Raw genomic sequence first — 25,200 nt, forward strand, 5'->3', positions numbered from 1 at the left:
TCCGGCAGCTACGGCAATGGTAAGTAAGATGGGTAGACGGATTTGAAATTTTGAATTGCTGGTTTTACTCACGGCTCTTCATTTAATGATACACAGATAATAACTCGAGGGTTAACTAGTAATTTTGGGTTGTATTAGAAAAAATAGTGGAGGTCAATATAGCGATTTGCGTACTAAAATAACATAAATAGGTGGCTTTCGTTCTTCAAAGTTGAATATAATGTTACAATACGCTAATTTTATATATTTAAAACGGTAGATTATTCTCGATATTGGAACAGATGAATATTCATACGCACAAACGTATTGCTGAGTTGGTTGACGAGAATTATGCCTACGCATCTGTTCTCTACTATTTCGGTATTAAATTCTATGATTACGACGAAAAAACCCTCGAGCAGGTTTGTCGGGAACGGGGGCTCAATGTGCTTGAAGTAATTCAAGACTTAGAAGCAATATACGAACAAGAGGAAGATCAGGTAGTAGGTCTATCCGCACTTCCGGTTGATGTTATTATTGCTTATCTTAAGCATACTCACTTTCAGTTTATTAAAGCGCGCTTACCTTACCTCAGCAAATTAATTCATCATCTGCCTACTCATCAGTATCCGGCTATCGTAGAAGATTTACAGTTCGTTTTTCCACTATTTGTAGAAGAGCTTATTCATCATATTTACGAGGAAGAAGATGATTTTTTTTCCTACGTGCTTGACTTACAGTCAGCTTATTACACCGAAAAGCCTAGCTCTGGTCTTTACTTAAACATGGAGAAACGCTCCATTCAGGAGTTTGCCATCCACCACGATATGGATGATGACGAAATGGAGGGCATCCGGCAAATTACCAATGGCTATACTACGGAAGGTATTGACAGTTTACACCTGCGAGTGGTATACGCTGAACTGCAAAAATTTGAACGTGAGCTTTGCATCCACGCCAGTGTAGAAAACGAAATTTTATTTCCAAAAGCCCTAATGCTGGAGAAGCAGGTACAGAAGATTATGCGATCTAAGGTTCGCCTCAACTAACTGGTATGGGCCGTTTAGTAGGAATTGACTACGGTTTAAAACGAGTAGGCTTAGCCGTAACCGATCCGCTTCGCATTATCGCCACTCCACTAGAAACTGTACCTACCTCCCAAACCATAGCATTTCTTAAAAAGTACTGCACCAACGAAGAAGTAGATGCCTTTGTGGTAGGCTTACCCAAACAATTAGATAACTCCGATACTCACGCTACCAAGCCTACTCAAAATTTTGTAAAGCAACTACAAAAGCAGTTTTCTCAGCCGATCTATTGGGAAGATGAACGCTTTACCTCCAAAATGGCTTTAGATGCTATGATTGCCGCTGGCACCACCAAAAAATATCGGCGGCAAAAAGGAAATATTGACAAAGTGAGTGCCACTATTATTTTGCAATCGTATTTAGAGAAAGCATGATTTATCCTGTAGTACTGTACGGCGACCCCGTACTGAAGAAACCGGCCGAAACCGTTGACTTCGAGCAAATTGACGTGAAGCAACTTAGCGAAGATATGTTTGAGACCATGTATCAGGCCAGTGGCGTAGGGTTGGCCGCTCCCCAAATTGGCAAAAGCCTTCGGATATTTGTTATTGACAGCACTCCACTGGATGAAGACGAAGGCAACGAAGGTATTCGCCGAGTGTTCGTTAACCCCGAGATTGTGGAAACGGAGGGTGATAACTGGGCTTTTGAAGAAGGTTGCTTGAGTATACCCGGAATTCGGGCTGAGGTACAACGGCCACCAAAAATTACCATTGAGTATCAGGATGAAAATGGTAAAGAGCACACGGAGACCCTAAAAGGGATGCCCGCGCGTATTGTGCTGCACGAATACGACCATATTGAAGGTGTACTGTTTGTTGACCATGTAAAAGGTCTGAAGAAAAGACTGATGAAAGGTAAACTGGCCAACATTAGCAAAGGCCAAGTAGAAGCTAACTATCGGGTAAAACTTCCTGCAAAGGCTACCCGCCGTGCCTGATAATACGCTCACCGTTTCGCTAATTCAAACTTCGCTCTACTGGCACGAAGTGGAGGCGAATTTGGCAATGCTAGAAGAAAAAATCTGGCAGATTGACCAACCCACCGACCTCATTATTCTTCCTGAGATGTTTTCTACCGGATTTACGCAGCAAGCCGATAGCTTGGCTGAACCGATGAACAGCAAAACATTTCGGTGGATGAAGCAACAAGCCGCCCAAACTAAAGCAGTAGTTACCGGTAGCTACATTGTGCGGGAACAGCAAAACTTCTACAATCGCTTATTGTGGGTGAGGCCCGATGGTACTTTTTCGTATTACGACAAACGGCACTTGTTTCGGATGGCAGGTGAAGATCGGGTATTTTCCGCTGGAGACTCTCTTCTAATCGAAGAGCTCAAAGGATGGCGCGTTTGCCCATTAATCTGTTACGACCTTCGCTTTCCGGTCTGGAGCCGCAATGTTGTACAAGCGGATGGTGCCCTCAACTACGATCTGCTTATCTACGTAGCCAATTGGCCTGCTGCCCGTCGCTCCGCCTGGGAAACACTGCTTAAAGCCCGAGCTATCGAGAATGCTTGCTACGTAGCTGGAGTCAATCGGGTAGGTGAAGATGGAAACCAAGTTTCGTACTTAGGTAATTCAGTAGCTGTTGATTTCAAGGGTGATATTGTAGCTGATTTAGAAGAGCAGGAGCAGATTATTACTATTCCGCTATCATACCAAGATTTGGAAGCCTACCGCCAGAAGTTTCCAGTACATTTGGATGCTGATAAATTTTTACTTGGCTCTTAGCTACTCAAAGAAGATTAATTTCCTACCAGTAGCTTAGCACTTGCTACTCCGCCCTGCTCAAAAAATGCGCGCATAACGTAGAGTCCCGGAGGCAGCACCCGAGTATCCACATTGAGTCGGCTAAGCGGCTGAGGCAGTGAACGTTCGTATACAACTTGACCGGCCACCGAAATTACCTGCACCTGCTTCACTGCTCGGTTAGCCTGTACGGTGGTTACGTCTGAATCAGTAGCCGGGTTAGGAAAAATACGCAGCGTAATTTCCTCCCCTGAGGCACCTTCACGGTTTAGGTTTAGTAGCGAAACCCCGCCCCGTTGACGACCAATAACTACCGTGGTGCTTCCTCCCAGAATCTGCCCGACAGCCAACCAGCTCTGTCGGTCTAGCTGAACGGCTACCGTTTCGGATAAAATAGCGTTTCGTACTACCACCGTATCAATGGATTCTGTGTTTTCTTCTAATGGCCGCAGCAGCAGGTTCCCACTAGAATTGGCACTCAATATCCCCACCGTTCCATCCGTATTGATAATGGCGGGAGCTAAAAACAAGCCTCGCGCACTTCGGTCTATTCCGGCGAATGCATCATTTTCCCGAGTCCACTGCGGAGGAAAGTCAGTGCCAGTGTCCCGATAGTAAATTAGATTACCGCTCTGCTTGCCTACCAACACATCCACGCGCTGGTCTTGGTCTACATCGTAGAAAGCCAAATTATCCTCCGACCGAAACGGCAGCGTGAGTAATTGGCGCTGTTCGGGCTGAAATTCCCAAGCATCGCCTGAGGAAGCCTGATTTAGTAACGCATACAAGCGGGTTTCCCGCGATTCCGATTCGCGCCCACTAATTAGTAAGTCCGTTCTTCCATCCTGATTAATATCCGTGAAGTACGGTTTTACTTCCTGAAGCTGCCAGTTGGCTAAGCTCAAAAAATCACTGGTAACAAACTGAAATGAAGGCTGAGCTGGACTTCCCACATTTTCGTAAAGATACAGTCCGGCGTAAAATCCATTCTCCTGTAAATTTCCTCGGTTTCCAATGAACAAATCCAGATCACCATCGGCATCGTAATCGGCCAGGGCAGGAGCTGCATTTTCGCCTACGTCGATCATCTCCTCCTGCAAAAAGCCGGAGGTTTGCCACTGCCAGTTAGGGTTTTGCGCTGTTCCGTCATTGCGGTACTGCCAACTGGAGTTTTCGAAATCGATGCTATTGCCTACGTTGGTGCTAGCGTTAGGGGAAAGTAGTAAATCGTTTATCCCGTCGGCATCAGTATCGGCTAGATAGGCTCCCGGAAAGAATACCGAAGAGGCAGGCTGGGTATTTTCAGGATAATTGGTATTTAATTGCCCAAACAAGGGTTGATTGTTCGCCGATTGATTTTCCAGAAAAGCAATTCCGTAGCAGCCTTCATCGCCCGACAATGCATCTAAGTCCTGATCGCCATCGGCATCCAATACTAACAGGGCTTTCCCTCCTACGTGCGCTAACTTCGCTTCAGTAAGCTGACGAGATTCGTCATTCCAGGAATCGCCATTCCGGGAATCGACATTCCGGGAATCTCCACTCCGGGAACCACTGTTTAGATCATCGCAAGTTTGACCGTTGAAGGCGAATATTCCGCAGTTACATTCCTCTACATCACCCCAGCGGATGTTGGTCGTTTGGTATACCAATGAATCAGCTCGGCCGAATTGCTCTACACTTTGGTTCTGATGCAGAATAAGCGTGCCACTGCCAATCACACTGTAGTTGATAACATCTAGGTCGCCATCGCCATCAACATCAACAATTGCCGGAACATCAGTAGAATTGACTTGAAGCGTCACCGTAGCTCCCGAAGCAAATGCCACCGTTCGCAAAGTTTCAGTCACCAACGTCCAGCCTAGCCCATCGCCACCATCTCGATTATTCTGATAAACAGAAATGCCTCTTCCGCCTGATGCAGTAAATAAATCCTGATCGCCATCTTGGTCGTAGTCCTTCAGCAAAACCCAGCTTTGCAGACCAGCCGGAAACAACGGCACGTATTCGGGGGCGTATACCCACTGACCGTTTTGTCGCAGAAACGGATGAAGGGTACCGGAGGATCGGTCGAACAGCAGCAAGTCATTTTGATTATCACCATTGAGTCGAATATTGTTGTACTGCACGGCGTTCAAGCCACCCACCCAGGGCATAGTAAGCTCATCTTTTCCCCTTGAAACTGGGGTAGTAAAATCCCACTCAGCTATCTCTTGACTCCAGCTTGCTACCGAAATGCCGAGCAGTAAAACTACAGTTAATAAAATAGATTTATCAGGATAGAGAAGTTGAGTCATGCAGCGCTTATCAGTTCTATTGTCTTGCGTAGAATTACTAGTATAAGAAATCCTACAAAGATATAACTGATGGTGCGAGAAGATATTTTATTAGCCACCCATACTCCGAGCGGACTACCTACCAACACTCCTAGCGACAATGGAATTGAAACCGGGAAAATAATGTACCCAATACGACCCAAGTCTACCGGATGAGCGGGCTGGTCGATCACATTGAATACCGTAATTGCCAGCGAAGCAATAAAAATCACTCCTAAAGAAATAGACTTGGCCCGCTTAATATCCATGCGTAAACCCGAATGGAGCAACGGAACAGTGATAGTTCCTCCCCCCAATCCGGACAAAGCCGAGAAAGCACCCGCTACACTTCCCGTAAATATGTACCACGCTCGCTCATTCCTTACCGGCCGATTAAACATAAGGGTAGTGCGGTTTTGTAAGTACGTAATCAAGACGATGAGGCTCAGAAAAATGATAACCGCCCCGTTGAAAAATTGCTTAGAATAAAGTGGAGTATTCACGAAGGTAAATAGGAGCAGGTAGGATGCCGCAATGGCAAATAGCCCCACTAATGCCACTTCTTTCCAGTAAAAATCTTTATTGCTAATTAGCGTGATACTGCCGAAAAGAGCCGCTGCCGCCGTTCCAAAAATAGAGTTAGCAATTACGTATTGCGCCATTTCGGTTGTGGGAATTCCTACGTACTCTAGGGCAATGGGGAGAATAAGAATGTAGATAACGCCTCCACCAATACCTAAAAAGCCGGCCAGGAATCCACCTCCCAAGCCGGCTAAAGCTATCCAGAAATATAGTGTGTTAGTGAGCAACTACTTATTGTCCCCGAAGTATTTCCGCATAACGGTCTTTGTCGTTTAACACGTCAATGGCAGCCTGCAACACATCATCATCATCAAACGAAGCTTCTATTTTTCCTTCTGATAGATGATAGTGTGCGGCAATTTCCTCTTCTAACACCTCTTTAATTTCGCTCTTGAACTTCTGCAAGTCCTGTTCTTTATTGTGCTGTACCTGCTTCCGAAGTTGAGCAATCTGCTCTTTAATATCTTGGTAGTACTGTTCATCTTTAGCAATCTCAGTTAAATCGTCAATGGTCTGCTCCACTTCGGTTACATAATCGTAATCTTTATCCGATAACCAAGCAATGAACTCATTGTATTCAGCATCACTCATTTCAAATTCTTTAGCATTTGGAGCTTCCTTATGCTCGTAAAAGTATTTGGTGGCGTAATCAAACGTTAGATTTTTAGTAAATAAACTTACCGTGATGGGTGCTAACCGCCCGGCTTTGGCTTTTATATCAGGGTTGACCCCGCCGCCATCGTAAACAATACGTCCGTTCTGCGTCTCGAAAGCGGTGCGGAGCGAATCGGGCACCCGGCCTACGCTACCGTCTTCTCCTCGGTGACTGTAGTCAATTGCCTGAATACAGCGCCCGCTGGGAGTGTAGTACTTAGCAGTAGTTACTTTCAGTTGAGAGTTGTAGGTAAGAGGGCGAGTTGCCTGTACCAGTCCCTTACCGAATGTTTTCTCTCCTACTAGCACTCCTCGATCGTAATCTTGCACCACACCCGACACAATTTCAGCCGCCGAAGCACTGCGCCCACTGGTGAGTACCGCAAGCGGAATTTCGGTATCTACCGGGCTGTGCGGAGCGCGGTATACTTTGTTCCAATCTTTCACTTTGCCTTTGGTACTTACAATCTCGGAGCCTTTAGGCACGAATACGTTAGACACGTTTACCGATTCGCTTAACAGACCACCGGGGTTTCCGCGTAAATCAAATACAATCTTTTTGGCTCCTTTTTCCTTTAGCTTAGTTAGGGCTTTCTCAACTTCCCGGCCTGCTCCCGTAGTGAAGTTACTCAATTTAATGTACCCAACGTCTTTGGTGACCATACCTGAGTAGGGCACATTGTTTACGGTGATACGCTCTCGCTTTAAGGTTACGGGTAACGTATATTCTTCGCCGTACCGCTTTATAGTTACTGTCAGATCCGTATTCGCCTGACCTTTTAGCAGTTTACTAATTTCGCTTACATTTTTATCAGTCACATCCACTCCGTCTACCTCCAGCAGTTCGTCACCAATTTTAAGCCCGCTTTTCTCCGCCGGAAAACCCCGGTAAGGCATTAGCACTAAATTTTTTCCGTTGCGCTTGCCAATTATGGCTCCAATACCGCCGTACTGTCCGGTAGTCATGGTGCGGTAATCTTCAATATCGTCTTCGGGTATGTAATTAGTGTAAGGGTCAAGCGATTTTAGCATGGCATCAATACCAATTTTCATCAGCTTGTTCGGGTTTACCTCGTCTACATAATACGTGTTCACTTCTTTATAAAGTGTAGCGAAAATATCGAGGTTCTTAGCAATGGCAAAATACTGATCACCCGGACCACGGAAGGCAACCAATCCAACAAATGCAAGGGCAACAACGGCAACTGATAGCTTGCCTACTTTTTTGGTACTCATAAGCGAAAGACGTGAGAGGGTTCTATACTTTTTTTAAACGGGTGATTGACTCTTTTATTTTGGTTTCAATGCGCTGGTACAGCGTCTTTTGTTTACCAATATAAATATACCCGAGCAAAAAATGAACATTATCTGGTGAGTTGTAAGGAATTAGATGTTTATGCAGCCGATAGGCTTCACGCATCTGTCGCTTAATCCGGTTACGGTCTACCGCTTTCTTAAAATTACGCTTGGGCACGCTAAACAAAACCTGATGGTGGCCTTGATCAGAAATCGGCAGATATATAAATCGAATAGGGTAGAGTACTACTGATTGCCCCTCGCGAAAAAGTTCTCCGATTCGCTTCTTATGCGTTAGCTTTTCCCGCTTCGGAAACGTTTTTCGCACATTGAGAAATAATTAGGCAAAGAAAAAAAATATAAAGTAAGCTCTGAGAAGAAGAAAAAAAGGGGGGCATATTCAGAGCAAGAGCAGAAAAGAAAGAAGGACTTAGTGTTTATGCCTTCTTTCGTCAGAAACCGAAAGCTTTTTCCGACCTTTAGCCCGGCGACGAGCTAATACGGCTCGACCATTGGCACTAGCCATTCTCTCTCTAAACCCGTGCTTGTTGCGCCGCTTCCGCTGCGATGGTTGAAATGTTCTTTTCATGACTGATTTTATTTGGGCTGCAAATATAATTTTCTTTTGCTGAAGTTCCAACCCTCATTCGGAAGAATAGGTTTCTTAAAGTGTTGAATTGTTGGAAACTAGAAGTCGGAGGGACGGAGCCGGAGGATTAAACTATTCATTTATTAGCTTCATTCGTATTGCCCTATTATCTACTTTATGGTGGGCTAGCTCGGTGCAGGAGTAATGGGTCTGTGTACTAAATAGGTAGCTGGTATACTCGTGTTTATTTACCATCCGAATAATATCGCTGTCTTTATTTAAAAGCGAAAGTCTCATATACCATTGGTTGATAACTCTATATGGAAGAATTCAAGTAGTCGGTACTTCACCTATAATTCCTTATTTTGCTCGCAAATAACCTACACGTTATGCTTCGTCACGTTTTCATCTTTTCTTTTTTAGTCGCTGTTTATATTTCAAATTTTTCGGTACAGGCACAAGTAACTGGCTCGTCGCTACATTTTTCATCCAAACGGCTTAACCGAGTTGATTCCTTCTTACAATCTTGGGTAGATGAAGGAAAAATTCCGCACGCGGTGTCCATGATTATTCATCGGGGCGAAACAGTTCATCATAAAGCTTACGGTTGGGCAGATGCTGAAAAGCAGAAACCAATAGCGACCGATGCTATTTTCCGCATTGCTTCTCAAACTAAACTAGTCACTTCCATTGCGGTAATGATGCTTTATGAGCAAGGGCATTTTCTGTTAGAAGACCCTATCTCTAAATACATCCCTGCCTTTGCTAATCCGAAAGTGCTGGAGAGTTACGACTCGACTACGCTAGAGTACGAAACTATTTCGGCCAACCGTGAGGTGATGATTCGCGACCTGCTTACCCATACTGCGGGAATTCCCTATGAGCACCCACTCTGGGCACGTACCGATTTTGAAATCCCATTTCTGGCTTCACTAGAAAATGTAGTATTGGAAGATGCCATTAATCAATTAGCTAACCGTCCGCTGGTGCATCAGCCGGGTGAGCGCTTTTCCTATGGGCCAAATACTGATATTCTAGGGCGATTGGTGGAAGTCATTTCGGGACAATCTTTGGCTGAGTATTTCCAAGAGCATATTTTTACTCCGCTGGGAATGAACGACACCTACTTTTATCTGCCACCGGAGAAAGCCGATCGTTTAGTGACCCTTTTCCAAAAAGAATCAGCCGATGCTTTGCTGGAAGTTAGTACCGAAGAAACTTACCAGAATTTTCCCCGCAGTGGCGAGCAATCCTACTATTTGGGCGGAGCCGGGCTGGTCAGCACTGCCGCCGATTACGCGAAGGTTTGTCAGATTATTCTAAATAAAGGAGTCTACAACAACCTTCGTTTACTCAGTCCGCTTACCGTAGAGTTGATGGCTCGCAACCACATTGGCGACTCAGAAGTGTGGGATCGGCGCGATAAGTTTGGCTACGGCCTGATGGTAATTACCGAAAATAGCCACTACGGCGACCAAGCCCCAGTAGGTTCGGTAAAATGGGGCGGAGCTTACTGCTCCGAATATACCATTGACTTTGAGAATGATCTGGTAATGCAAGTTTACACCAATGTAATGCCCATTCATAACTACAGTGAGTTTGTGCGTAAATATCGGGTGCTGGTGTATCAGGCCTTGGTGAATGAAGATTAGGTATAGTTATTCTCAAAACTTTATTCTAGTTTTTGAGTATTTTGAAGTCTGGGATAATCTTTTTATTAGCATTATTACCTACGGCGAAGTATTAGTTGAAGCCAAAAAGGGGAGGTACGAAGGACGAAAGCTTTTCTTAAATCTTTTGGTATCATTGAGCTAGAGTCCGCAATCTCGCTGCGGTTTACGTCAAATTTTTAATGAGACTTACTACCACAAGAACTTACTGGCTGATGCTTTAATTACGGCTACCGCAGTTACTTATAACTTACCACTTTGGACAGCAAATAAGGTTGATTTTCAGTACGTAGAAGGCATTCGCTTTATTAATCTCTAGTTTGTGTTTTCCTCAAATCTGCGCTATTATTACAGAACCAGAATGATAAAAAACCTAATGATATGTTTAAAAGAATAATTCTTGCCACGACGATTCTTACTTTACTTTTCCAAACCGGATACGGCCAGCAATTTCTTGATTATCAACTGCGATTAGAACCGGTTTGGTCGCGGATTGCCGATGCGCTGGGAGAACCAGGCTCAGTAGAAAGTGTGGAGTTCTCGCCGGATGGCAAATACATTATCAGCGGTACCAAGTACGATAATTCAGTAATTATGTGGCGCACTTCTGATGGTACTGAACTCTGGCGACAGTACGCCGCTGAAGAAATTGAACGGGTAGGATGGTCAGCCGATGGTAAATACGTGGCAGCCGGAAGCGAAGATTATTTGGTAACGGTCTACGATGCTACCAGTGGTGAAGTAGTAAAAATCCTCAAGCAAAACCGGGGCATCGACGGACTCACTTGGTCGCAGCAGGGTAGTTTGTTAGCAATTGGAGAAGAGAAAATTGAGGAGGAAGGCAAGCCTACCAAGGGATTTGTCCGTATTTACGAAATGCCTTCCGGCGAGGAAATAGCCTCGATGGATTTTGGTAGTACGGTGAATGAGCTATTCTTCTCGCAGGACGACCAGTACTTGTTGGCGGTAGGACACGGAGCGGTGAAAGTATACAAAACCCAAGACTGGTCGCTAGCGCAAACGCTAAAGCCTGACTACTACGTAACTTTTACCAGTGGCGTATTTTCACCCGATGACAAGTATGTGTTCGCCGTAGGCCAATCCGACCAGAACCGGGGCAATGGTTACATTTGGGAGTGGAAAGAAGGAAAGTTAAAAAAGACGTTCAATCATTTAGGTAAGAAAATCGAGTCAGTTACCTGGCACCCTGACGGTCAGTATATTGCCTACGCTGGGCATGATCCGCATATTTTCATATACCGGGCGGATGATATTTTAGAAAAGAAGAATGACCGAATTCCGGTAGCCGCTAAAATCTGGGCGGGCGACCACGCCGAGTACTTGGACTTTAACGCTGATGGCAGCTTTTTAGCTAGTGCCCACCAAAATGGCCTGATCAAAGTTTGGGCCTGGATGGGCGAAGACCCCGAACTCAACGACCGCCGCCACCGAAATGTCTCAGCTACTCAGACCGATGCGAAGTCGGAGGAATAAGATACTTATCTTTATTATGCCAAATTAAGGCACATATTCCATCATATCGAAATCAAAGGCATAGCCTCGGTTATTGACCGAAAAGCTAAGCTCTGCTCCGCTGGCTTCGGCTTTGGGTGTCCATTCCTTAGTGATTGGATCATATTCCCAGAAGTCGGTATGATCGCGGCCTCCGCCCATATAGCCTTTACCATTGGCACTAAAGGCGACGGTTTGTTCGCGAGGCTCACCCGGAAAGCGGCCTTCGGCTATCCAGGTGTCATTCGGAGTATCGTAACGCCATAGTTGCTTCTTTGTGGCTAGACTGTCTGCACTTACCACAGTTTGAGCATCTAAGCCGATATACACTTGGTCATCAATAATAAATAAAGCGGCATTGCGGTGTTCTCGTCCAGGAAAATCATTCTTTTGAGTCCACGAGCCCATCGGGTTACCGTGCTCATCGGTACCATTCGTAGCGTCTTGCGGATCGAACTCCCATACCGACGAAGATTTACCACCATACCCTCCGCTCAGGTACCCCTTACCGTTAATCCCGAAGCTAAAAGCAGCAATACCTTCCCGTCCGTAGTCCGGGAAATCAGTTTTACGAGTCCATCGGTCTTTTTGCGGATCATACTCCCAGCATTCTACATTCTGCTGGTTCTGATCAGCTACTACATACCCTTTATCATCAACTGCAAAAGCCTGAGGGTTGATACTAAGACCTCCCGGAAAATCAGCCTTCTGCATCCACTGCTGAGTGGAAACATCATATTGCCACCACTCTCGGGATGCACCTATGCTACCAGAACCTTTAGACTCTAAACTTAGGCCTACGTAGATCGCCTCATCAATGGCAAAACCTACAGGCCACTGTCCGGTATTGCCGGGAAAGCCATTTCCAACTGGGCTCCAAGCACTACCCGCTAAGGTAGTGAAAGTAGTTTCAGGACCGTACATCAAATCGTTCTTTTCGTCGACGAAGTACGGGCGTATATAATAGGTGGTATTTAGCTGTAAACCTGACATAATATCAAATATCGGGAATGGGCTAGATGAAATTGTACCTACTCCTCTAGTGCCCCACGACTGCTGTACCGAGTCAGAAGGTACGGCTCCCGGAGACGTTGACCATACTAACCCGAAATCTACATTCCTGACTTCTTCTACTTCGCTGAAAGTAATTTGAGCTTCAGCCTGAGCCGAATAAAGCCCAATTTCGCGCATTTCAGGTGAAGATAGTGCAAAGCTATCAGGGAGTGTGGGAGCTTCGGGTTCTTCTTGGCAAGCCGTCAAAAGTATAATTATGGCTAATTGAGGAATAATTTTTTTCATAGATTCTTTCTATTGATAGAATCCAAAAGATACTAGTTGCTATTCTTTGGCAGATAGCAATATCATAGCGAATCTTAGCTATGTAATATCTTGGCGAAATACGCTGGCGTAGGATTTCTACTGCGAGGGTTTCTCAAACATTCGCACCAGCGAGGTAAGTTGATTGCGGTTTCTCACTTCGGTTTTCTGATAGATTCGGCTAGTGTGGTCTTTATAGAAAAAGACCTGCTAGGTAATTACTACCCAACAGGTCTTCCTTTTTCACCTCCAAACTTCATTAGGACCGCACATTCGAACAATTCGGGGTTGGAATGTGCCAACAATATCCACCAGGTCTTCCTGCTGACGCATTACCTCCCGGATGTCTTTGTAAGCCATTGGGGCTTCGTCCAGGCCGGAGCCAATCAGCGTCACTTTCGCCTGCTTCAAGGCATTGGTCACCTCTTGCTGGGTAATCGACTGCTTGGCCTTTCGCCGCGACATCACCCGCCCGGCCCCGTGAGAAGCCGAGTTGATGGATGCCACTCCACCTCGTCCTCGCACAATAAAACCGGGGGCAGTCATGGAGCCCGGAATAATTCCCAGCACACCTTTACCTGCTGGAGTTGCTCCCTTCCTATGGACGATGATCTCGTTGCCATCTGCATCCTGCTCTTTCCAGGCAAAGTTATGGTGGTTTTCCACCATCGCCAGCGGAGCTTCGCCCAGAGCTTTTCCAAGCCGTTCGTGAATTTGGTGATGACAGGCTGAAGCGTAGTCGCCCGCCAGATTCATCGCTCGCCAGTACTCTTGTCCGGCTTCCGAATCCAAATCGAGCCAAGCGAGGTGTTTAGCCTCATCGGGCAGTTTGCACACTGATTTGGCAATTCGGGTGTAGTGCGCCGCAATGTTAGCACCCAGCCCTCGCGACCCTGAGTGCGACAACACCGCTAGGTATTTCCCGACGGGTACGCCAAACTCATTATCAGTATCCACCACATCAACTACTCCGAATTCTACGAAGTGATTACCTCCACCGGAAGAACCAATTTGCTTGTAGGCTCGGTCTTTTAGATCCCGCACTACTTTAATCTCCTGAAACTCGGGTCGCTCCAGCACCCCATCATCTTTCGGTCGCTGAAACGTAGCCTGCCCAAAGCGAGTGTTATCGATCAGCATCTTTCTGAGTTGATCGTTCCGCTCGGTTAGGTGCGCTGTTGGCAGGTCATAGAAAGTCATGCACATTCGGCAACCAATGTCTACGCCCACGCCGTAGGGAATCACTGCGTTTTCTGTCGCCAGCACCCCGCCAATGGGAAGCCCGTAACCCTGGTGAGCATCGGGCATCAACGCTCCGCCCACTGTAACCGGAAGCTTCATCGCTACGTTCATCTGGTGCTTGGCTCCTTCTTCAATTCCGGCCTCACCGTAAATTGGATAATCTTTCCGCTGCTTATTCAGTGCAATTCTGCCTGAGTCTTCAGCAGGAGTGAGCAAAGCTTGAGCCACGGCACCTACTACCTGATCCTTCACATAGTTGTGCGGGTATTGGTAGACTTTTTTCAGCAAGTCCAGTTTCACTTTTCGGTTCTTGCCTTTGTATCCATCTTCAATAGCTTGCAGGGCCAACCCGATAATTTTTCCTTCGGGGTAGCCTATATGTCGCAAGTCTTTACCGGTCAATTTATTTGTTGCCATGATTTATTCATTCAGAAATTCTCTTTTGTTCTTTTCCATTTGTTCTACATGCCGTCTTGCATGTTGCGCTAAGAAGTAGATGTATTCGTATACATTTAACTTTCCCAGGTTATCCACACTCATCATTGTCTTGTACAATAGCCCTTCGCCATTTGCAAGAGACTGGAGCACATCAACACACTGCTGTACCTGAGTCTTCATAATATGCCTCACTTCTGACAAATTCTTGTGCCTCTGCGGCTCCATATGCTCAGGCCTTACCCACAAAAATGACTGATGCCTACCTATGTTTTCAAACTTCGCCGAACTGAAAGTATAATCTTCCAGTACGCTTTGTAGATCAACTTCATTTACTCTTTTTGATGCTTTCCGCTTTCCTTTTTCAATCAAAATCAATAGATAGCGATTCGTGAGTGTAATATGCTCAAGTATTTCGTCAATTGTCCAACCATTGTCTTGAGGTTTATAGGTACGCAGTTTTTCATCTCGATCAAACCACCCATCAACTTCTTGAAATGTGTTAGGAAGCCAAGACTGTATGTTTTCTGCTAATGGGATCATATTTCTTTACTTTTAATAAGGTCACACATCTTATCACATATCGTAGGAACATGATTAGTCGCCCGGCGAACTGTCATGTTCCTACCCAACAATGGTCGATATCTCCTATCCACTATTTTCAAGATTGAGATAAAACCAAGTTAGGTTTTTGTGTTTTCTAAACGTTCTTTTCAAATATTTATCCTGCCGTAGAAACTTCGGAGCCTCATCGATTTCTTGGAAACCAAACCTTCGGGGAAGCTTGGTGTACAGCGAACGAGGTGGCTGACTGTACGTTAGCTGTTTCATAATGTTTCCCGTCTCGAACGTGTGGTAATAGATTTGAGAAATACCTAGCTCGTGTCTGATAAACCATACCGCAGCAGCCAGTATTGCTTCGTCCCAGACCCGCTCGTGCCGCTTGACCTCTCCGTGATAGTAGCGAATAAGCTTCTCCTTGGTAGTCCCAGTGTACTGAAATACCCAATGTTTACCTTTCTGCTCTACTAACTTTACAACCTCCTTGACAGTACGTAACCAGTCGTTCTGAATCTCCTCAATAAGCACTTCTCCGGTTTCTAAATCTATGTCCATCCGCGCCCAAGCTAGCGTATGCCCCTTTTCAGCGATAGGGTGGCAATTACTCTCAAAAGGGTGATCGTGCTTTTTCGGGCGGATCAGTTGGTAGTAACAATTATTGTGTTCTTTCCCAAAATTAAGCTGAAGCACCAGGTTTATTCCCGGACGCGAAGTTTGGTACCAATCGTCATTACGGTGCTTACTATTCTTGCCCCACTGACCGATACTCAACGTATAATGCTGACTGTCGGCTGCCCAGAAGTAGCGTAACTGCTCCCGGTTCAATCGTTGATTAGAAAGATGACTGGTGACTTTTTGCAAAACTTCCTTCTGCAACAGAAATCCCCACTTACTTTTTTTCAACTGATGAATGGACATCTCTTCTGCTAACGTATACGATAGTAAATCGATAGCATACTTATCTTTGAAGTAGTAATAAGCAAGATGATTCACATCTACAGTTTTCTTGATAAGATTCAGTAATGATGTATTCATGATTAGGTTCACTTGATGATAATTACCTTATTAATGGCGGATTACCATCACTGCTACCCATCGTGAATACTGATGCTATTCCGCGTTCATAGGTAATTTCCGCCGATCCGTTGACAGTGACTTTTTGCTCTCATAGCTCTATTTTTATTTCTCAGTTTATAATTCTTGTTGATTTCTCTTTTACTTACTAGCGCTGGACTCCATCTTATTTGAATCCAGCGCACCGCTACCCATTGTTGACTTGGAGAAGTATTATTTACTCCAGCCGTTGGTGTTTTCTCCGATGAAGAAGGTATGCTTACCATTTTCAGCAATTTTACCGAGCGTCTCCATCCACTGGATGAATTTGATATGCTCGTGGTTCTTCATCAGCTCCGAGGCATTTTTCAACGCCCGGGTAGTAGCTACAGCCGTTCGGGCATTTTCCAAGTCGGCTTTAGCTCGAACCTTAGCCTCCAGTTGCTTAGCAAACAGGTTCTGAACATTCTTCGGAAAAGTAATATCCCGCAGCAATAGTTTATCGATACTGATTCCATACTCCTCTACTACTTCTTTCAGGGAGGTTGGTACCTCTCGCATCAGTTCAGAACGTTGCTCATTGAGCTGTTCGCTATCAATTTGAGCAATCTCTTCCCGCCAGGTAACCTGGGTATATTGATGAACTACCTGCTCTACCTCGTATAAACTATGGTAGTGATTATGCTTGTTCAGTAAATCAAAATGCGCCAGAACCTTTCGCCCATCGTTGATGTAGTACTCTACGAAGTACGAAAAGCGCAACGCTACCTGATCTCGAGTAAGCACCTCCTGGTTAGTGACGACAAACAACCGCCGATTGGTAGGTAGCATCACTACCGCCAGTTCATTTTGCCAGTCCCAGAATTTGTAGATACCAGGTTGTAACACTCTAACCAATTGGTTTTTCTTGTACAAAAACCCTTGATGGTTTGGGGTTACTGAGATAATCTTTCTCATGATTCACTGTATTATTTATTGGTTTTGACTTTGTTAAAACTTCGTTAGATTAAGAAGAAAGAACCCGACACCTTGGGGAGCCTCAATTAAGTAGTACTCTCATACTACGGTATCCTTAAGGCCACAAACCTTAGTATCGGTGAAACTATCCGTAAGAACAGCTTCTGTCTTTCTTCGATTCTGCCAGAGCAGCAGTCTGGTGGTTTTGAGCCACAAGCACCCATTGCTTAGCGAGGATTCGAACCCCTTGGGTTGGCTCATCCGCAATACTCTATACCCGAGCCAACCCAGATATTTGTATAGATGGCGGTTATTTTTTTGTGGATGAGGCAGGAATCGAATCGTGCCACGACGGCCTACGCCACCAGTACTTCACACTGGCACTCTACCTCTGAGTTACCCATCCAATTAAAGTTAGCGGGAAAAGCAGGAATCGAATCGCGCCACGACGGCCTGCACCCACTCGCTTAACAGGCGAGTGCTCTACCAGTTGAGCTATTTTCCCGTTGAGGTTACCTCTTTTTACTGATGTATAATTCATACGCCAGTACAAGAGGATAACCTGCTGATTTACCTCGGAGCTTTTTCTGAACATTGCAGAACAAACGGAATTCTGCGTAAGGCCTTTAACCCCTCTCCGATTTTAAGGAGGCACCCGTTTTGCCCCTCCTTCAGCGCGGTGCAAACGAGACTCGAATCGCGCCACGACGGCTCGCATCCTCCCCGGAGACAACGGGGTGTTCCACGCAATTGAACTATTGCACCATAATTAGTCGACCCATCAATACTCGAGTTGCGTCACGATAACTCGAGACCTTCTGCGTTATTTTGTGGGAGTGGTAAGAACGGTTCGCCGTCGCGGTCGAACCTACTTAGCATTTAAGCAACAGTTTTACAGCCACCGTGGCGCGAACTGTCCTGACTCTCCAATTTCAGCGCACTCCCAGAAAGGGCATAAAAAAACCCGGTCTGGTGTAGATCGGGTTTAGATATTTTGGGTGATATAGTTTCACCTACAAATCTTTTCCGATCTACCGTACTGAATTAGATAATTGTCATCAAACCGTAGCTCTCCCTGACGTTCATTGAACATCGGTGCGCAGCCCAGCCAGTGTATGTATAAATTTGTCGTTTTCATACGCGTTATTTCATAATAATCGAAACAAAAAACCCGAACTTTTCAGCTCGGGCTTCAATTGTAATAGCTTAAGATATTACTATTTATGCCCGAGCATACAGTCTTCCTCCTTATCACTTTCCTGCCGAAAGCTATTAAGGTTTGTAATCATATGTATGCTTAGATATAACATTTTCTCTTTTTTATTTGTACGCAACAAAGGTAGGGTTTTACTAAAATATAAAGCAAGTGTTTATCCAAATTTTTTGCAAATATTTATTAATATATACTTAAACTTCTGATTATCAGAATACTAAATTTTTATCAGTATTACTAATCTTTGCGAAGATGGTTATTACATAAACTCAACCTAAAATAACTTCGTATGACAGAAAGGTTGGCAAGTTTATATTGATCTTCCTGAATACTTACCGATTGAAAAAGAACCGTAAGTCACTCTTGGAGCTAAACAAAAATCAATCACAACCAAAAAATACAATTTATCACTATCAATCTACACCACCATGAAGTACAATATTTTAGGAAACACCGGACTACTGGTTTCGGAATTATGTCTAGGCACAATGACCTTCGGCGGGCGAGGTTACTGGACTGCCATCGGTACCCTGGAACAAGAACCAGTAAACCAACTCGTGAAGCGTTCGATAGACGCTGGAATTAATTTTATTGACACGGCTAACGTGTACTCTGAAGGTCTGTCGGAAGAGATGACCGGGCGAGCTATTCGTAATCTGGGTCTTGACCGCCATAGCCTGGTCTTAGCAACCAAGGTTCGGGGCGCAATGGGTAATGGGCCTAACCAAACTGGTTTGAGCCGAGGCCACATCATGTGGCAGATTGACGAAAGTCTACGTCGTCTGGATACAGATTATATTGATCTCTACCAGATCCACGGTTTTGACACCTTTGTTCCGCTAGAAGAAACAATGCGAGCGTTAGACGACATAGTTCGTAGCGGAAAGGTGCGCTATATTGGCTGTAGTAATCTAGCCGCTTGGCAAATTATGAAGGCACAAGGCTACGCCGAATTTCGTAATCTTACCAAATTTGTTTCGTTGCAAGCTTACTACACTATTGCTGGGCGCGACCTGGAGCGAGAATTGGTGCCGATGATGCTCGATCAGAAAATAGGTTTGATGGTCTGGAGTCCGTTGGCGGGAGGGCTATTAAGCGGAAAATACAAGCGCGGTGAAGATGGACCAGAAGGATCACGTCGGATAGATTTTGACTTTCCGCCCGTAAATAAAGAGCGAGCGTTTGATATTCTGGATGTGATGCACCCGATGGCCGAAGAGAAAGGTATTTCGGTAGCCCGCCTTGCTTTGGCTTGGCTGCTGCATCAGGAGGCGGTTACCACGGTGATTATCGGAGCGAAAAAGACGGAACAGTTGGAGGATAACCTGAAGGCAGTGGATGTAAAATTATCCGAAGACGATCTTCACAAGCTGGATGAAGTCAGCCAGCTTGCTCCTGAATATCCAGGCTGGATGTTTGAACGACAGGGTCGAGACCGGGTGAAGCAGATGGAAGAGTTGAAGGTGAGAAATTGATGAGATGATGAGTAATGATTGATGATTAATACTGAGTCATTAGTCATCAATCATTATTCATTCAGAGATTGGATAGTTTACCCCTTTCGCAAATGGTATGCTTTGGGTTTGGTAAAGATGCGAATTCCGTGATACGAAAGGGTAGTGCCAATTCCTGACTTTTTTCGGCCTGACCAGGGAAGAGTGGCACTTACGCGATCGCAGCAATTCCAGTAGGCGGTGCCGCTGTCAATCTTCGCCAGAATGGTTTCAGCTTTCGCCTGAGTATCGCAGTAGACGGCGGCAGTGAGTCCGTAATCGGTATCTTGCATTAAAGCAATAGCTTCATTATCGTCGGCTACCCGTTGGATACCAATGATAGGGCCAAAGGATTCTTCCCGCATAATCTGCATCTGGTGATTAACATCAGTAAAAACCGTTGGTTCAAAATAATAACCGGTACGGTTGGCTTTTTTACCTCCAGTAAGTAGCTGAGCTTCTTTATCTAATGCATCTTGAACCTGCTGCTCTAGTACCGCAATCTGCTCTTGGCGAGCCAATGGGCCAATAAATACACCTTCTTCTTCCGGGTTGCCTAGTTTGAGCTGCTGCACTTCCTGAGTGAAAGCTTCCAGAAACTCATCGTAAATAGCCTGATGGACGTAGATACGCTCTACGGCGCAGCAACTTTGCCCGTTGTTATAAAACGCTCCTTCAGCAGCAGCCTGGGCTACTTTCGCGACGTTAACATTATCGTTGGGAACGTAGAGTGGGTCTTTCCCACCTAATTCCATCTGGCAGAGCACCATCTTGGGAGCTACCGTTTCATAGATACGTTGACCGGTACGATTTGATCCGGTAAAGAAGTAACCATTCAGTGGTAGCTCGAGCAGTGCTTTTCCTATCTCACCATCACCAATTACTACTTGGAATACATCTTCAGGAATACCCGCTTGGTGCAGCAGTTTACCAATTTTCAGTCCGGTAAGGATGGTATATTCTGAAGGTTTATAGAGTACTCCGTTACCAGCGATTAACGCGGGAATAAATACATTGACTCCCACCAGATAGGGGTAATTCCAGGCCGAGATATTGGCGATGACTCCTAGCGGCTCGTACGCAATTTTCTCAACTAAACCCTCTTCCTCCGTAACTAATTCTTCAGCTAGCCACTTCTCAGAATTTTCTACGAAGTACTGGATGCGTCCTCTTGCTCCGTTCAATTCGTTATGCGCTTGGTTTAATGGCTTTCCCATCTCCTGCGTAAGTGTTTTAGCCAGTTCGTCCGCCTGGCTCTGTAGTAGCTCGGAAAACTGAGCAATCGCTGCAATTCGTTCTGCAATCGGAGTCTGATACCAAGTTGGTTGGCCTTGCCGAACTCGTTCGTATTTCTCTTGAGCCGAAGCAGCTGTATCTTCCTGAACTGTAGTAATTGTGGCTTCGGTAGCTGGGTTGATAATGACCATATTGAAAATAGGTGAGTGGTGTCTTTTTGCGAAAATAGATTATTATAGCTTTCGCTCTATTGGTTACAAAGCAGGAATAGTTGGGGAGTAACGCTGATGGAGCATATAATCCCGGGGGCTATACTTGCGCTGATACACCGGGGATACGCCACCGTTCAGCCCCTACTTTTACGGAAACTCCGTGGCCACTACTGGCTAAATAATTGTGCTGCAAACACGCCTTGTGACATAGGCATATCCCCCAACCCGTTACCTGCTTAACACCCCAATCAACGCCCTCTACCGCAGCAACGGTAACCGCTAAATTACCCACTCCCATACTACTAGTATGCTCGGTACCTGAATACTGACCGGTAACGGCTGCTTTATAGTGGGCTAGCTCGGTGCGGGAGTAGTGGTTCTGTGTACTAAGTAGGTAGCTGGTGTACTCGTGTTTGTTTACCATCTGAATAAGATACGCTGTCTTTATTTAAAAGCGAAAGTCCTACAACTATAAAACCATATTTTCTTACCTTTGTCCGCTTATTTATTCAACTATGAAAGTTCTGAAGTTTGGCGGCACTTCGGTAGGCTCGGCCAAAAGTATCAAAATTGTGGCAGATATCATTTTGCAGTACCAGCAGCAACAGATGCACTGCGCCACAGTAGTTTCGGCAATGGGAGGAGTAACTGACCGCTTACTAGATATTAGTCAAGAAGCGGCTCAGGGAAATGAAGAGTATAAAGAGCGACTATCAGAACTGGAGAAACACCATTTTACGGCAGCCCGAGAGCTGATTGGAGTACATGCCCAAAGCAAAGTATTTGCCCGATTAAAAACATTGTTTAACGAGCTCGACGACTTAGTACACGGAGTATACCTACTGCGAGAACGCTCACCTCGCACCATGGACTTAGTGCTCAGCTTTGGCGAACGCCTCTCAGCCTACCTAATTAGCCAGTACCTGAACGAGTTAGGGGCGCGTGCCGAATTTTTAGATGCTCGCGAAATTATTGTTACCGACAAAACCTTCAATAACGCTAAGGTAGACTTTACCGCTACCAATCAGAAGATTCAGGACTATTTTCGCGACCACGAAGCCTTGCAAATTGTGACTGGATTTGTGGCCGCCACTCCCGAGCAGGAAACCACTACGCTGGGACGAGGTGGGTCAGATTATACCGCTTCCATTCTGGGAGCAGCCCTCAACGCTGAGGAAATTGAAATCTGGACGGACGTAGACGGCGTGATGACCGCCGATCCGCGCCAAGTTAGCACGGCCTTTTCGCTAGATGCCATCTCCTATATTGAAGCAATGGAAATGTCGCACTTTGGAGCCAAAGTTATTTACCCTCCTACCCTACTGCCCGTACTGGGAGCCAACATTCCGTTACGGATTCGCAATACATTTCACCGGGAGTTTCCAGGTACGCTGGTTAGCAAGAATCCGTATGCCTCAACGGTTCATCAGGCTTTGAACAATGCGAAAGCCCCCGCCGTAAAGGGTATTTCTTCTATTAAAGAAGTAGCCATGCTCACCCTGGAAGGAAGTGGTATGGTAGGAACACCTGGTATCTCGTCCCGCTTGTTTGGAGCCTTGGCGCAGCGAGGCATCAACATCATTATTATTACCCAAGCTTCTTCGGAGCACACAATCACCTTTGCGGTTAGCCCTGCGGATGCAGAAGCAGCTCAACGGACAATGAGCGAAGAGTTTGCCAACGAGATCGCTGCCGGAAAAATTATTCCCCCGGTAGCTGAGCGCAACCTGTCTATTGTGGCGATTGTGGGTGAGAATATGCGGCAGACCCCGGGTATCTCTGGACGGTTATTTATTGCCCTAGGTCGGAATGGAGTAAACGTGCGAGCCATTGCTCAGGGTTCATCAGAAGCAAATCTATCGGTAGTTATCGCCCAGCGCAATTTGCATAAAGCACTCAATACTGTACACGAGGCGTTCTTTCTCTCCGAAAAGAAAACCCTTAACGTATTTTTAGTAGGTATAGGGCTAATCGGAAAAACGCTACTTCAGCAAATTGCTCAGCAGCGAGAGTATCTCCAAAAAAATCGTATTCTGGAAATTTCGGTCATCGGCATTGCCAATAGCAAACGCATGGCTTTTTCGGAAACCGGATTGAATCCAGGAGAATGGCAAAGCACGCTGGAACAAGTCGGCGAAGAAGCTGACATGCAAGCCTTCGTGCAGCGAATGAAAGAAATGAATATGCCCAATAGCGTATTTGTTGACTGCACCGCCAGCCAAGATGTAACCGAGTATTACGCCGAAGTTTTACAGTCGGCTATATCGATTGTCACCCCTAATAAGTTAGCCAACTCCGGTTCGCATCAAGCGTATCAGCAACTGCAAATGGCGGCTCGTCAGGCAGGGGTACAATTTCTGTACGAAACCAATGTGGGAGCCAGCCTACCCGTTATTCGGGTCATTCAGGATTTGAAGGATAGCGGAGATAAAATTTATAAAATTGAAGGAATTCTATCGGGTACTCTATCGTACCTGTTTAACACCTTTACTTCGGAAAAACGCTTTAGCGATATTGTGCGCCAAGCCAAAGAGCTGGGCTATACTGAACCGAACCCGCGCGAAGATTTGTTAGGCACCGACGTAGCGCGTAAAATCCTTATTTTAGCCCGAGAGGTGGGCATTCCGCTAGAACTACAAGATGTAGAAGTAGAAAACATGCTACCCCCAGCCTGTATGGAAGCCAACTCGCCCGAAGAGTTTCTAAAAGCACTGGAAGCTGCCGACGGTGATTTTACTCAACGGCTACGCCAAGCCGAAGAACAAAGCGAAAAGCTACGGTTTGTGGCTACGCTAGAAGATGAGCGAGCCACGGTGCGTTTACTATCAGTGGGAGCCGACCATCCATTTTACGCGCTTTCTGGTAGTGATAATATTATTTCGTTTACTACATCTCGTTACCGCGATCGTCCTTTGGTAGTGAAAGGCTCAGGCGCTGGGGCGGAAGTAACAGCAGCAGGGGTGTTTGCTGATTTGATTAGTGTGAGCAATTATTTATATCAGTAACCAGATACCCCCTTAGACAGTTAACATCATATGACTCAACTGTCTCTTTCTTCTAAACTGCATCGCTATCTGGAATACACCAAGCTTTCGGCTACCCTAACTTACGCTGAGGTAGATCAGATGATTCTGGATACTAAACAGCATAACTTCGTAGGTATCTGTGTGCCGCCGTTTTGGGTAAAAAAAGTCAGTCGTGGTTTGGGCGATACCAACGTGCAGGTAGTAACCGTCATTGGGTTTCCACTGGGTTACCAGATGACGGAAACCAAAGTTCAGGAGATGGAATTGGCTATTCAGAATGGGGCGAATGAACTGGATATAGTGATGAACCTCTCGGCTTTTAAATCGGGCATGCCCTGGGTGAAGATTGAGATTGCCAAGTGCGCCTCGCTGGCTCACGAACACGGCTGTTTACTTAAAGTAATTCTAGAAACAACCTATCTGACCGACGATGAGATTGTCACGGCTTGTAAGATTTGTGCCGATGCTGGAGCCGATTTTGTAAAAACCTCAACTGGATTTGCTGATGCGGGAGCTAGCGTTCATCACGTACAACTGATGCGAAAAACATTGCCTTCTAATGTAGGTATCAAAGCCTCCGGTGGAATTAAAACTGCTCAACAAGCTATTACCTTAATAGAGGTCGGTGCCGACCGAATTGGCGCATCTACTGCTTTAATAATAATTAATGAATGATGAGGGATGATGAATTACTATTCATCAGCTATCAATCATTTGTCATCAATCACTTCATCGTTATACAGATGCCAGCTTATTCAATACAAGTGATCGGTAAAGTACAGGGGGTATTCTTTCGGGTTAGTACGCAAGAAAAGGCCCGTGCGCTGAGTATTTGGGGTTGGGTACGCAATGAACCAGACAGTTCAGTAAGAATTCGGGCAGAAGGAAATACGAAAGCGTTGGAAAAGTTTGTGGCTTGGTGCCACCGTGGACCGGCTCATGCCCAAGTGCGGCAGGTAATTGTAGATGAAATTACTGAAGAAGGCTTTTCTGATTTTCTGATTCACCGATAAACATTT

Annotated in this window: 23 protein-coding genes and 3 tRNA genes (1 of these 26 running past the window's edge); 10 read left to right on the top strand and 16 right to left on the bottom strand. The window is 45.6% G+C overall.

Annotation, left to right across the window (positions count from 1 at the left end; genetic code table 11):
• Window positions 1–72, bottom strand: the beginning of a protein-coding gene (locus P0M28_RS13595) for a S41 family peptidase (RefSeq protein WP_302210450.1). The gene continues 1,560 nt to the left of window position 1, outside the view; the window shows 72 of its 1,632 coding nt (coding positions 1–72); its start codon is at window positions 70–72; the stop codon falls past the left edge of the window.
• A gap of 209 nt (window positions 73–281) precedes the next feature.
• Here P0M28_RS13595 and P0M28_RS13600 point away from each other — a divergent pair, with 209 nt between their 5' ends.
• Genes P0M28_RS13600 through P0M28_RS13615 form a run of 4 tightly spaced genes read left to right on the top strand, consistent with a single transcriptional unit; the run spans window position 282 to window position 2,800 of the window.
• Window positions 282–1,028 carry a hemerythrin domain-containing protein gene (locus P0M28_RS13600; RefSeq protein WP_302210451.1) on the top strand — a complete coding sequence of 249 codons (747 nt, stop codon included), beginning with the start codon at window positions 282–284 and terminating at the stop codon, window positions 1,026–1,028.
• A 5-nt stretch (window positions 1,029–1,033) separates the two neighbouring features.
• Window positions 1,034–1,441 carry a Holliday junction resolvase RuvX gene (gene ruvX / locus P0M28_RS13605; RefSeq protein WP_302210452.1) on the top strand — a complete coding sequence of 136 codons (408 nt, stop codon included), beginning with the start codon at window positions 1,034–1,036 and terminating at the stop codon, window positions 1,439–1,441.
• Window positions 1,438–2,007, top strand: a complete 570-nt coding sequence (def, locus tag P0M28_RS13610; protein WP_302210453.1) for a peptide deformylase — start codon at window positions 1,438–1,440, stop codon at window positions 2,005–2,007. Before ruvX ends, def begins: the two co-directional genes overlap by 4 nt.
• Window positions 2,000–2,800, top strand: a complete 801-nt coding sequence (locus P0M28_RS13615) for an amidohydrolase (RefSeq protein ID WP_302210454.1) — start codon at window positions 2,000–2,002, stop codon at window positions 2,798–2,800. The genes def and P0M28_RS13615 overlap by 8 nt, the downstream gene beginning before the upstream one ends.
• A gap of 14 nt (window positions 2,801–2,814) precedes the next feature.
• Here P0M28_RS13615 and P0M28_RS13620 read toward each other — a convergent pair whose 3' ends face one another.
• From P0M28_RS13620 to rpmH, 5 genes are all read right to left on the bottom strand, one after another.
• Window positions 2,815–5,115, bottom strand: a complete 2,301-nt coding sequence (locus P0M28_RS13620) for a T9SS type A sorting domain-containing protein (RefSeq protein ID WP_302210455.1) — start codon at window positions 5,113–5,115, stop codon at window positions 2,815–2,817.
• Entirely contained in the window at window positions 5,112–5,942 is an 831-nt protein-coding gene (locus tag P0M28_RS13625) for a sulfite exporter TauE/SafE family protein (protein ID WP_302210456.1), read from the bottom strand. Before P0M28_RS13625 ends, P0M28_RS13620 begins: the two co-directional genes overlap by 4 nt.
• 4 nt (window positions 5,943–5,946) lie before the next feature.
• Window positions 5,947–7,605, bottom strand: a complete 1,659-nt coding sequence (locus P0M28_RS13630; RefSeq protein ID WP_302210457.1) for a S41 family peptidase — start codon at window positions 7,603–7,605, stop codon at window positions 5,947–5,949.
• Between the two features lie 22 nt (window positions 7,606–7,627).
• The gene (gene rnpA, locus P0M28_RS13635; RefSeq protein WP_302210458.1) at window positions 7,628–7,993 is read right to left on the bottom strand and encodes a ribonuclease P protein component; all 366 of its coding nucleotides are present in this window, start codon (window positions 7,991–7,993) and stop codon (window positions 7,628–7,630) included.
• 102 nt (window positions 7,994–8,095) lie between these two features.
• Complete coding sequence (rpmH, locus tag P0M28_RS13640; RefSeq protein ID WP_302210459.1) at window positions 8,096–8,254, bottom strand: 50S ribosomal protein L34; 159 nt, start codon at window positions 8,252–8,254, stop codon at window positions 8,096–8,098.
• 389 nt (window positions 8,255–8,643) lie between these two features.
• Between rpmH and P0M28_RS13645 the strand changes: the two genes are divergently transcribed.
• Both P0M28_RS13645 and P0M28_RS13650 read left to right on the top strand, forming a co-directional pair.
• The gene (locus P0M28_RS13645; RefSeq protein ID WP_302210460.1) at window positions 8,644–9,906 is read left to right on the top strand and encodes a serine hydrolase domain-containing protein; all 1,263 of its coding nucleotides are present in this window, start codon (window positions 8,644–8,646) and stop codon (window positions 9,904–9,906) included.
• Between the two features lie 399 nt (window positions 9,907–10,305).
• Window positions 10,306–11,418 carry a WD40 repeat domain-containing protein gene (locus tag P0M28_RS13650; protein ID WP_302210461.1) on the top strand — a complete coding sequence of 371 codons (1,113 nt, stop codon included), beginning with the start codon at window positions 10,306–10,308 and terminating at the stop codon, window positions 11,416–11,418.
• Window positions 11,419–11,442: 24 nt separating this feature from the next.
• On the opposite strand, the gene P0M28_RS13655 is transcribed toward P0M28_RS13650, so the two are convergent.
• The 8 genes from P0M28_RS13655 to P0M28_RS13690 form a co-directional block, all read right to left on the bottom strand.
• Window positions 11,443–12,735, bottom strand: coding sequence for a Kelch repeat-containing protein (locus tag P0M28_RS13655; RefSeq protein ID WP_302210462.1), 1,293 nt, complete (start codon window positions 12,733–12,735; stop codon window positions 11,443–11,445).
• A 261-nt stretch (window positions 12,736–12,996) separates the two neighbouring features.
• Window positions 12,997–14,412, bottom strand: a complete 1,416-nt coding sequence (locus P0M28_RS13660) for an RtcB family protein (RefSeq protein WP_302210463.1) — start codon at window positions 14,410–14,412, stop codon at window positions 12,997–12,999.
• 3 nt (window positions 14,413–14,415) lie between these two features.
• Window positions 14,416–14,973, bottom strand: coding sequence for a DinB family protein (locus tag P0M28_RS13665; protein WP_302210464.1), 558 nt, complete (start codon window positions 14,971–14,973; stop codon window positions 14,416–14,418).
• Between the two features lie 105 nt (window positions 14,974–15,078).
• Window positions 15,079–16,026: a hypothetical protein gene (locus P0M28_RS13670; protein WP_302210465.1), complete on the bottom strand. Its 948-nt coding sequence runs from the start codon at window positions 16,024–16,026 to the stop codon at window positions 15,079–15,081.
• Window positions 16,027–16,278: 252 nt separating this feature from the next.
• A complete protein-coding gene (locus P0M28_RS13675; RefSeq protein ID WP_302210466.1) occupies window positions 16,279–17,001 on the bottom strand; it encodes a slipin family protein in 723 nt (240 codons plus the stop codon).
• Window positions 17,002–17,322: 321 nt separating this feature from the next.
• A tRNA-Phe gene (locus P0M28_RS13680) sits at window positions 17,323–17,407 on the bottom strand.
• Window positions 17,408–17,419: 12 nt separating this feature from the next.
• Window positions 17,420–17,506 (bottom strand) — tRNA-Asn (locus tag P0M28_RS13685).
• A gap of 172 nt (window positions 17,507–17,678) precedes the next feature.
• A tRNA-Asp gene (locus P0M28_RS13690) sits at window positions 17,679–17,766 on the bottom strand.
• Between the two features lie 876 nt (window positions 17,767–18,642).
• Here P0M28_RS13690 and P0M28_RS13695 point away from each other — a divergent pair.
• A complete protein-coding gene (locus P0M28_RS13695) occupies window positions 18,643–19,689 on the top strand; it encodes an aldo/keto reductase (RefSeq protein WP_302210467.1) in 1,047 nt (348 codons plus the stop codon).
• A gap of 77 nt (window positions 19,690–19,766) precedes the next feature.
• Here P0M28_RS13695 and P0M28_RS13700 read toward each other — a convergent pair whose 3' ends face one another.
• Window positions 19,767–21,134 carry an aldehyde dehydrogenase family protein gene (locus P0M28_RS13700; RefSeq protein WP_302210468.1) on the bottom strand — a complete coding sequence of 456 codons (1,368 nt, stop codon included), beginning with the start codon at window positions 21,132–21,134 and terminating at the stop codon, window positions 19,767–19,769.
• Between the two features lie 118 nt (window positions 21,135–21,252).
• Window positions 21,253–21,579 (bottom strand): hypothetical protein, encoded by a 327-nt coding sequence (locus P0M28_RS13705; protein ID WP_302210469.1) that lies wholly within the window; start codon window positions 21,577–21,579, stop codon window positions 21,253–21,255.
• Window positions 21,580–21,670: 91 nt separating this feature from the next.
• Here P0M28_RS13705 and thrA point away from each other — a divergent pair, with 91 nt between their 5' ends.
• From thrA to P0M28_RS13720, 3 genes are read left to right on the top strand one after another with little or no spacing between them, the layout of a single operon-like run.
• Window positions 21,671–24,160, top strand: a complete 2,490-nt coding sequence (thrA, locus tag P0M28_RS13710; RefSeq protein WP_302210470.1) for a bifunctional aspartate kinase/homoserine dehydrogenase I — start codon at window positions 21,671–21,673, stop codon at window positions 24,158–24,160.
• Window positions 24,161–24,190: 30 nt separating this feature from the next.
• Window positions 24,191–24,856 (top strand): deoxyribose-phosphate aldolase, encoded by a 666-nt coding sequence (gene deoC, locus P0M28_RS13715; RefSeq protein WP_302210471.1) that lies wholly within the window; start codon window positions 24,191–24,193, stop codon window positions 24,854–24,856.
• The gene (locus P0M28_RS13720) at window positions 24,853–25,194 is read left to right on the top strand and encodes an acylphosphatase (RefSeq protein ID WP_302210472.1); all 342 of its coding nucleotides are present in this window, start codon (window positions 24,853–24,855) and stop codon (window positions 25,192–25,194) included. Before deoC ends, P0M28_RS13720 begins: the two co-directional genes overlap by 4 nt.
• Window positions 25,195–25,200: the final 6 nt, after the last annotated feature.

This window comes from Tunicatimonas pelagia (genome assembly GCF_030506325.1).
Taxonomy (GTDB): Bacteria; Bacteroidota; Bacteroidia; order Cytophagales; family Cyclobacteriaceae; genus Tunicatimonas; species Tunicatimonas pelagia.

Bases quoted from the DNA above. Each gene is read 5' to 3' on its own strand.
- P0M28_RS13600 (WP_302210451.1), top strand. From the start codon at position 282: ATGAATATTCATACGCACAAACGTATTGCTGAGTTGGTTGACGAGAAT.
- ruvX (WP_302210452.1), top strand. From the start codon at position 1,034: ATGGGCCGTTTAGTAGGAATTGACTACGGTTTAAAACGAGTAGGCTTA.
- def (WP_302210453.1), top strand. From the start codon at position 1,438: ATGATTTATCCTGTAGTACTGTACGGCGACCCCGTACTGAAGAAACCG.
- P0M28_RS13620 (WP_302210455.1), bottom strand. From the start codon at position 5,115: ATGACTCAACTTCTCTATCCTGATAAATCTATTTTATTAACTGTAGTT.
- P0M28_RS13630 (WP_302210457.1), bottom strand. From the start codon at position 7,605: ATGAGTACCAAAAAAGTAGGCAAGCTATCAGTTGCCGTTGTTGCCCTT.
- rpmH (WP_302210459.1), bottom strand. From the start codon at position 8,254: ATGAAAAGAACATTTCAACCATCGCAGCGGAAGCGGCGCAACAAGCAC.
- P0M28_RS13645 (WP_302210460.1), top strand. From the start codon at position 8,644: ATGCTTCGTCACGTTTTCATCTTTTCTTTTTTAGTCGCTGTTTATATT.
- P0M28_RS13650 (WP_302210461.1), top strand. From the start codon at position 10,306: ATGTTTAAAAGAATAATTCTTGCCACGACGATTCTTACTTTACTTTTC.
- P0M28_RS13655 (WP_302210462.1), bottom strand. From the start codon at position 12,735: ATGAAAAAAATTATTCCTCAATTAGCCATAATTATACTTTTGACGGCT.
- P0M28_RS13660 (WP_302210463.1), bottom strand. From the start codon at position 14,412: ATGGCAACAAATAAATTGACCGGTAAAGACTTGCGACATATAGGCTAC.
- P0M28_RS13665 (WP_302210464.1), bottom strand. From the start codon at position 14,973: ATGATCCCATTAGCAGAAAACATACAGTCTTGGCTTCCTAACACATTT.
- P0M28_RS13670 (WP_302210465.1), bottom strand. From the start codon at position 16,026: ATGAATACATCATTACTGAATCTTATCAAGAAAACTGTAGATGTGAAT.
- P0M28_RS13675 (WP_302210466.1), bottom strand. From the start codon at position 17,001: ATGAGAAAGATTATCTCAGTAACCCCAAACCATCAAGGGTTTTTGTAC.
- P0M28_RS13695 (WP_302210467.1), top strand. From the start codon at position 18,643: ATGAAGTACAATATTTTAGGAAACACCGGACTACTGGTTTCGGAATTA.
- P0M28_RS13700 (WP_302210468.1), bottom strand. From the start codon at position 21,134: ATGGTCATTATCAACCCAGCTACCGAAGCCACAATTACTACAGTTCAG.
- P0M28_RS13705 (WP_302210469.1), bottom strand. From the start codon at position 21,579: ATGGTAAACAAACACGAGTACACCAGCTACCTACTTAGTACACAGAAC.
- thrA (WP_302210470.1), top strand. From the start codon at position 21,671: ATGAAAGTTCTGAAGTTTGGCGGCACTTCGGTAGGCTCGGCCAAAAGT.
- deoC (WP_302210471.1), top strand. From the start codon at position 24,191: ATGACTCAACTGTCTCTTTCTTCTAAACTGCATCGCTATCTGGAATAC.
- P0M28_RS13720 (WP_302210472.1), top strand. From the start codon at position 24,853: ATGATGAGGGATGATGAATTACTATTCATCAGCTATCAATCATTTGTC.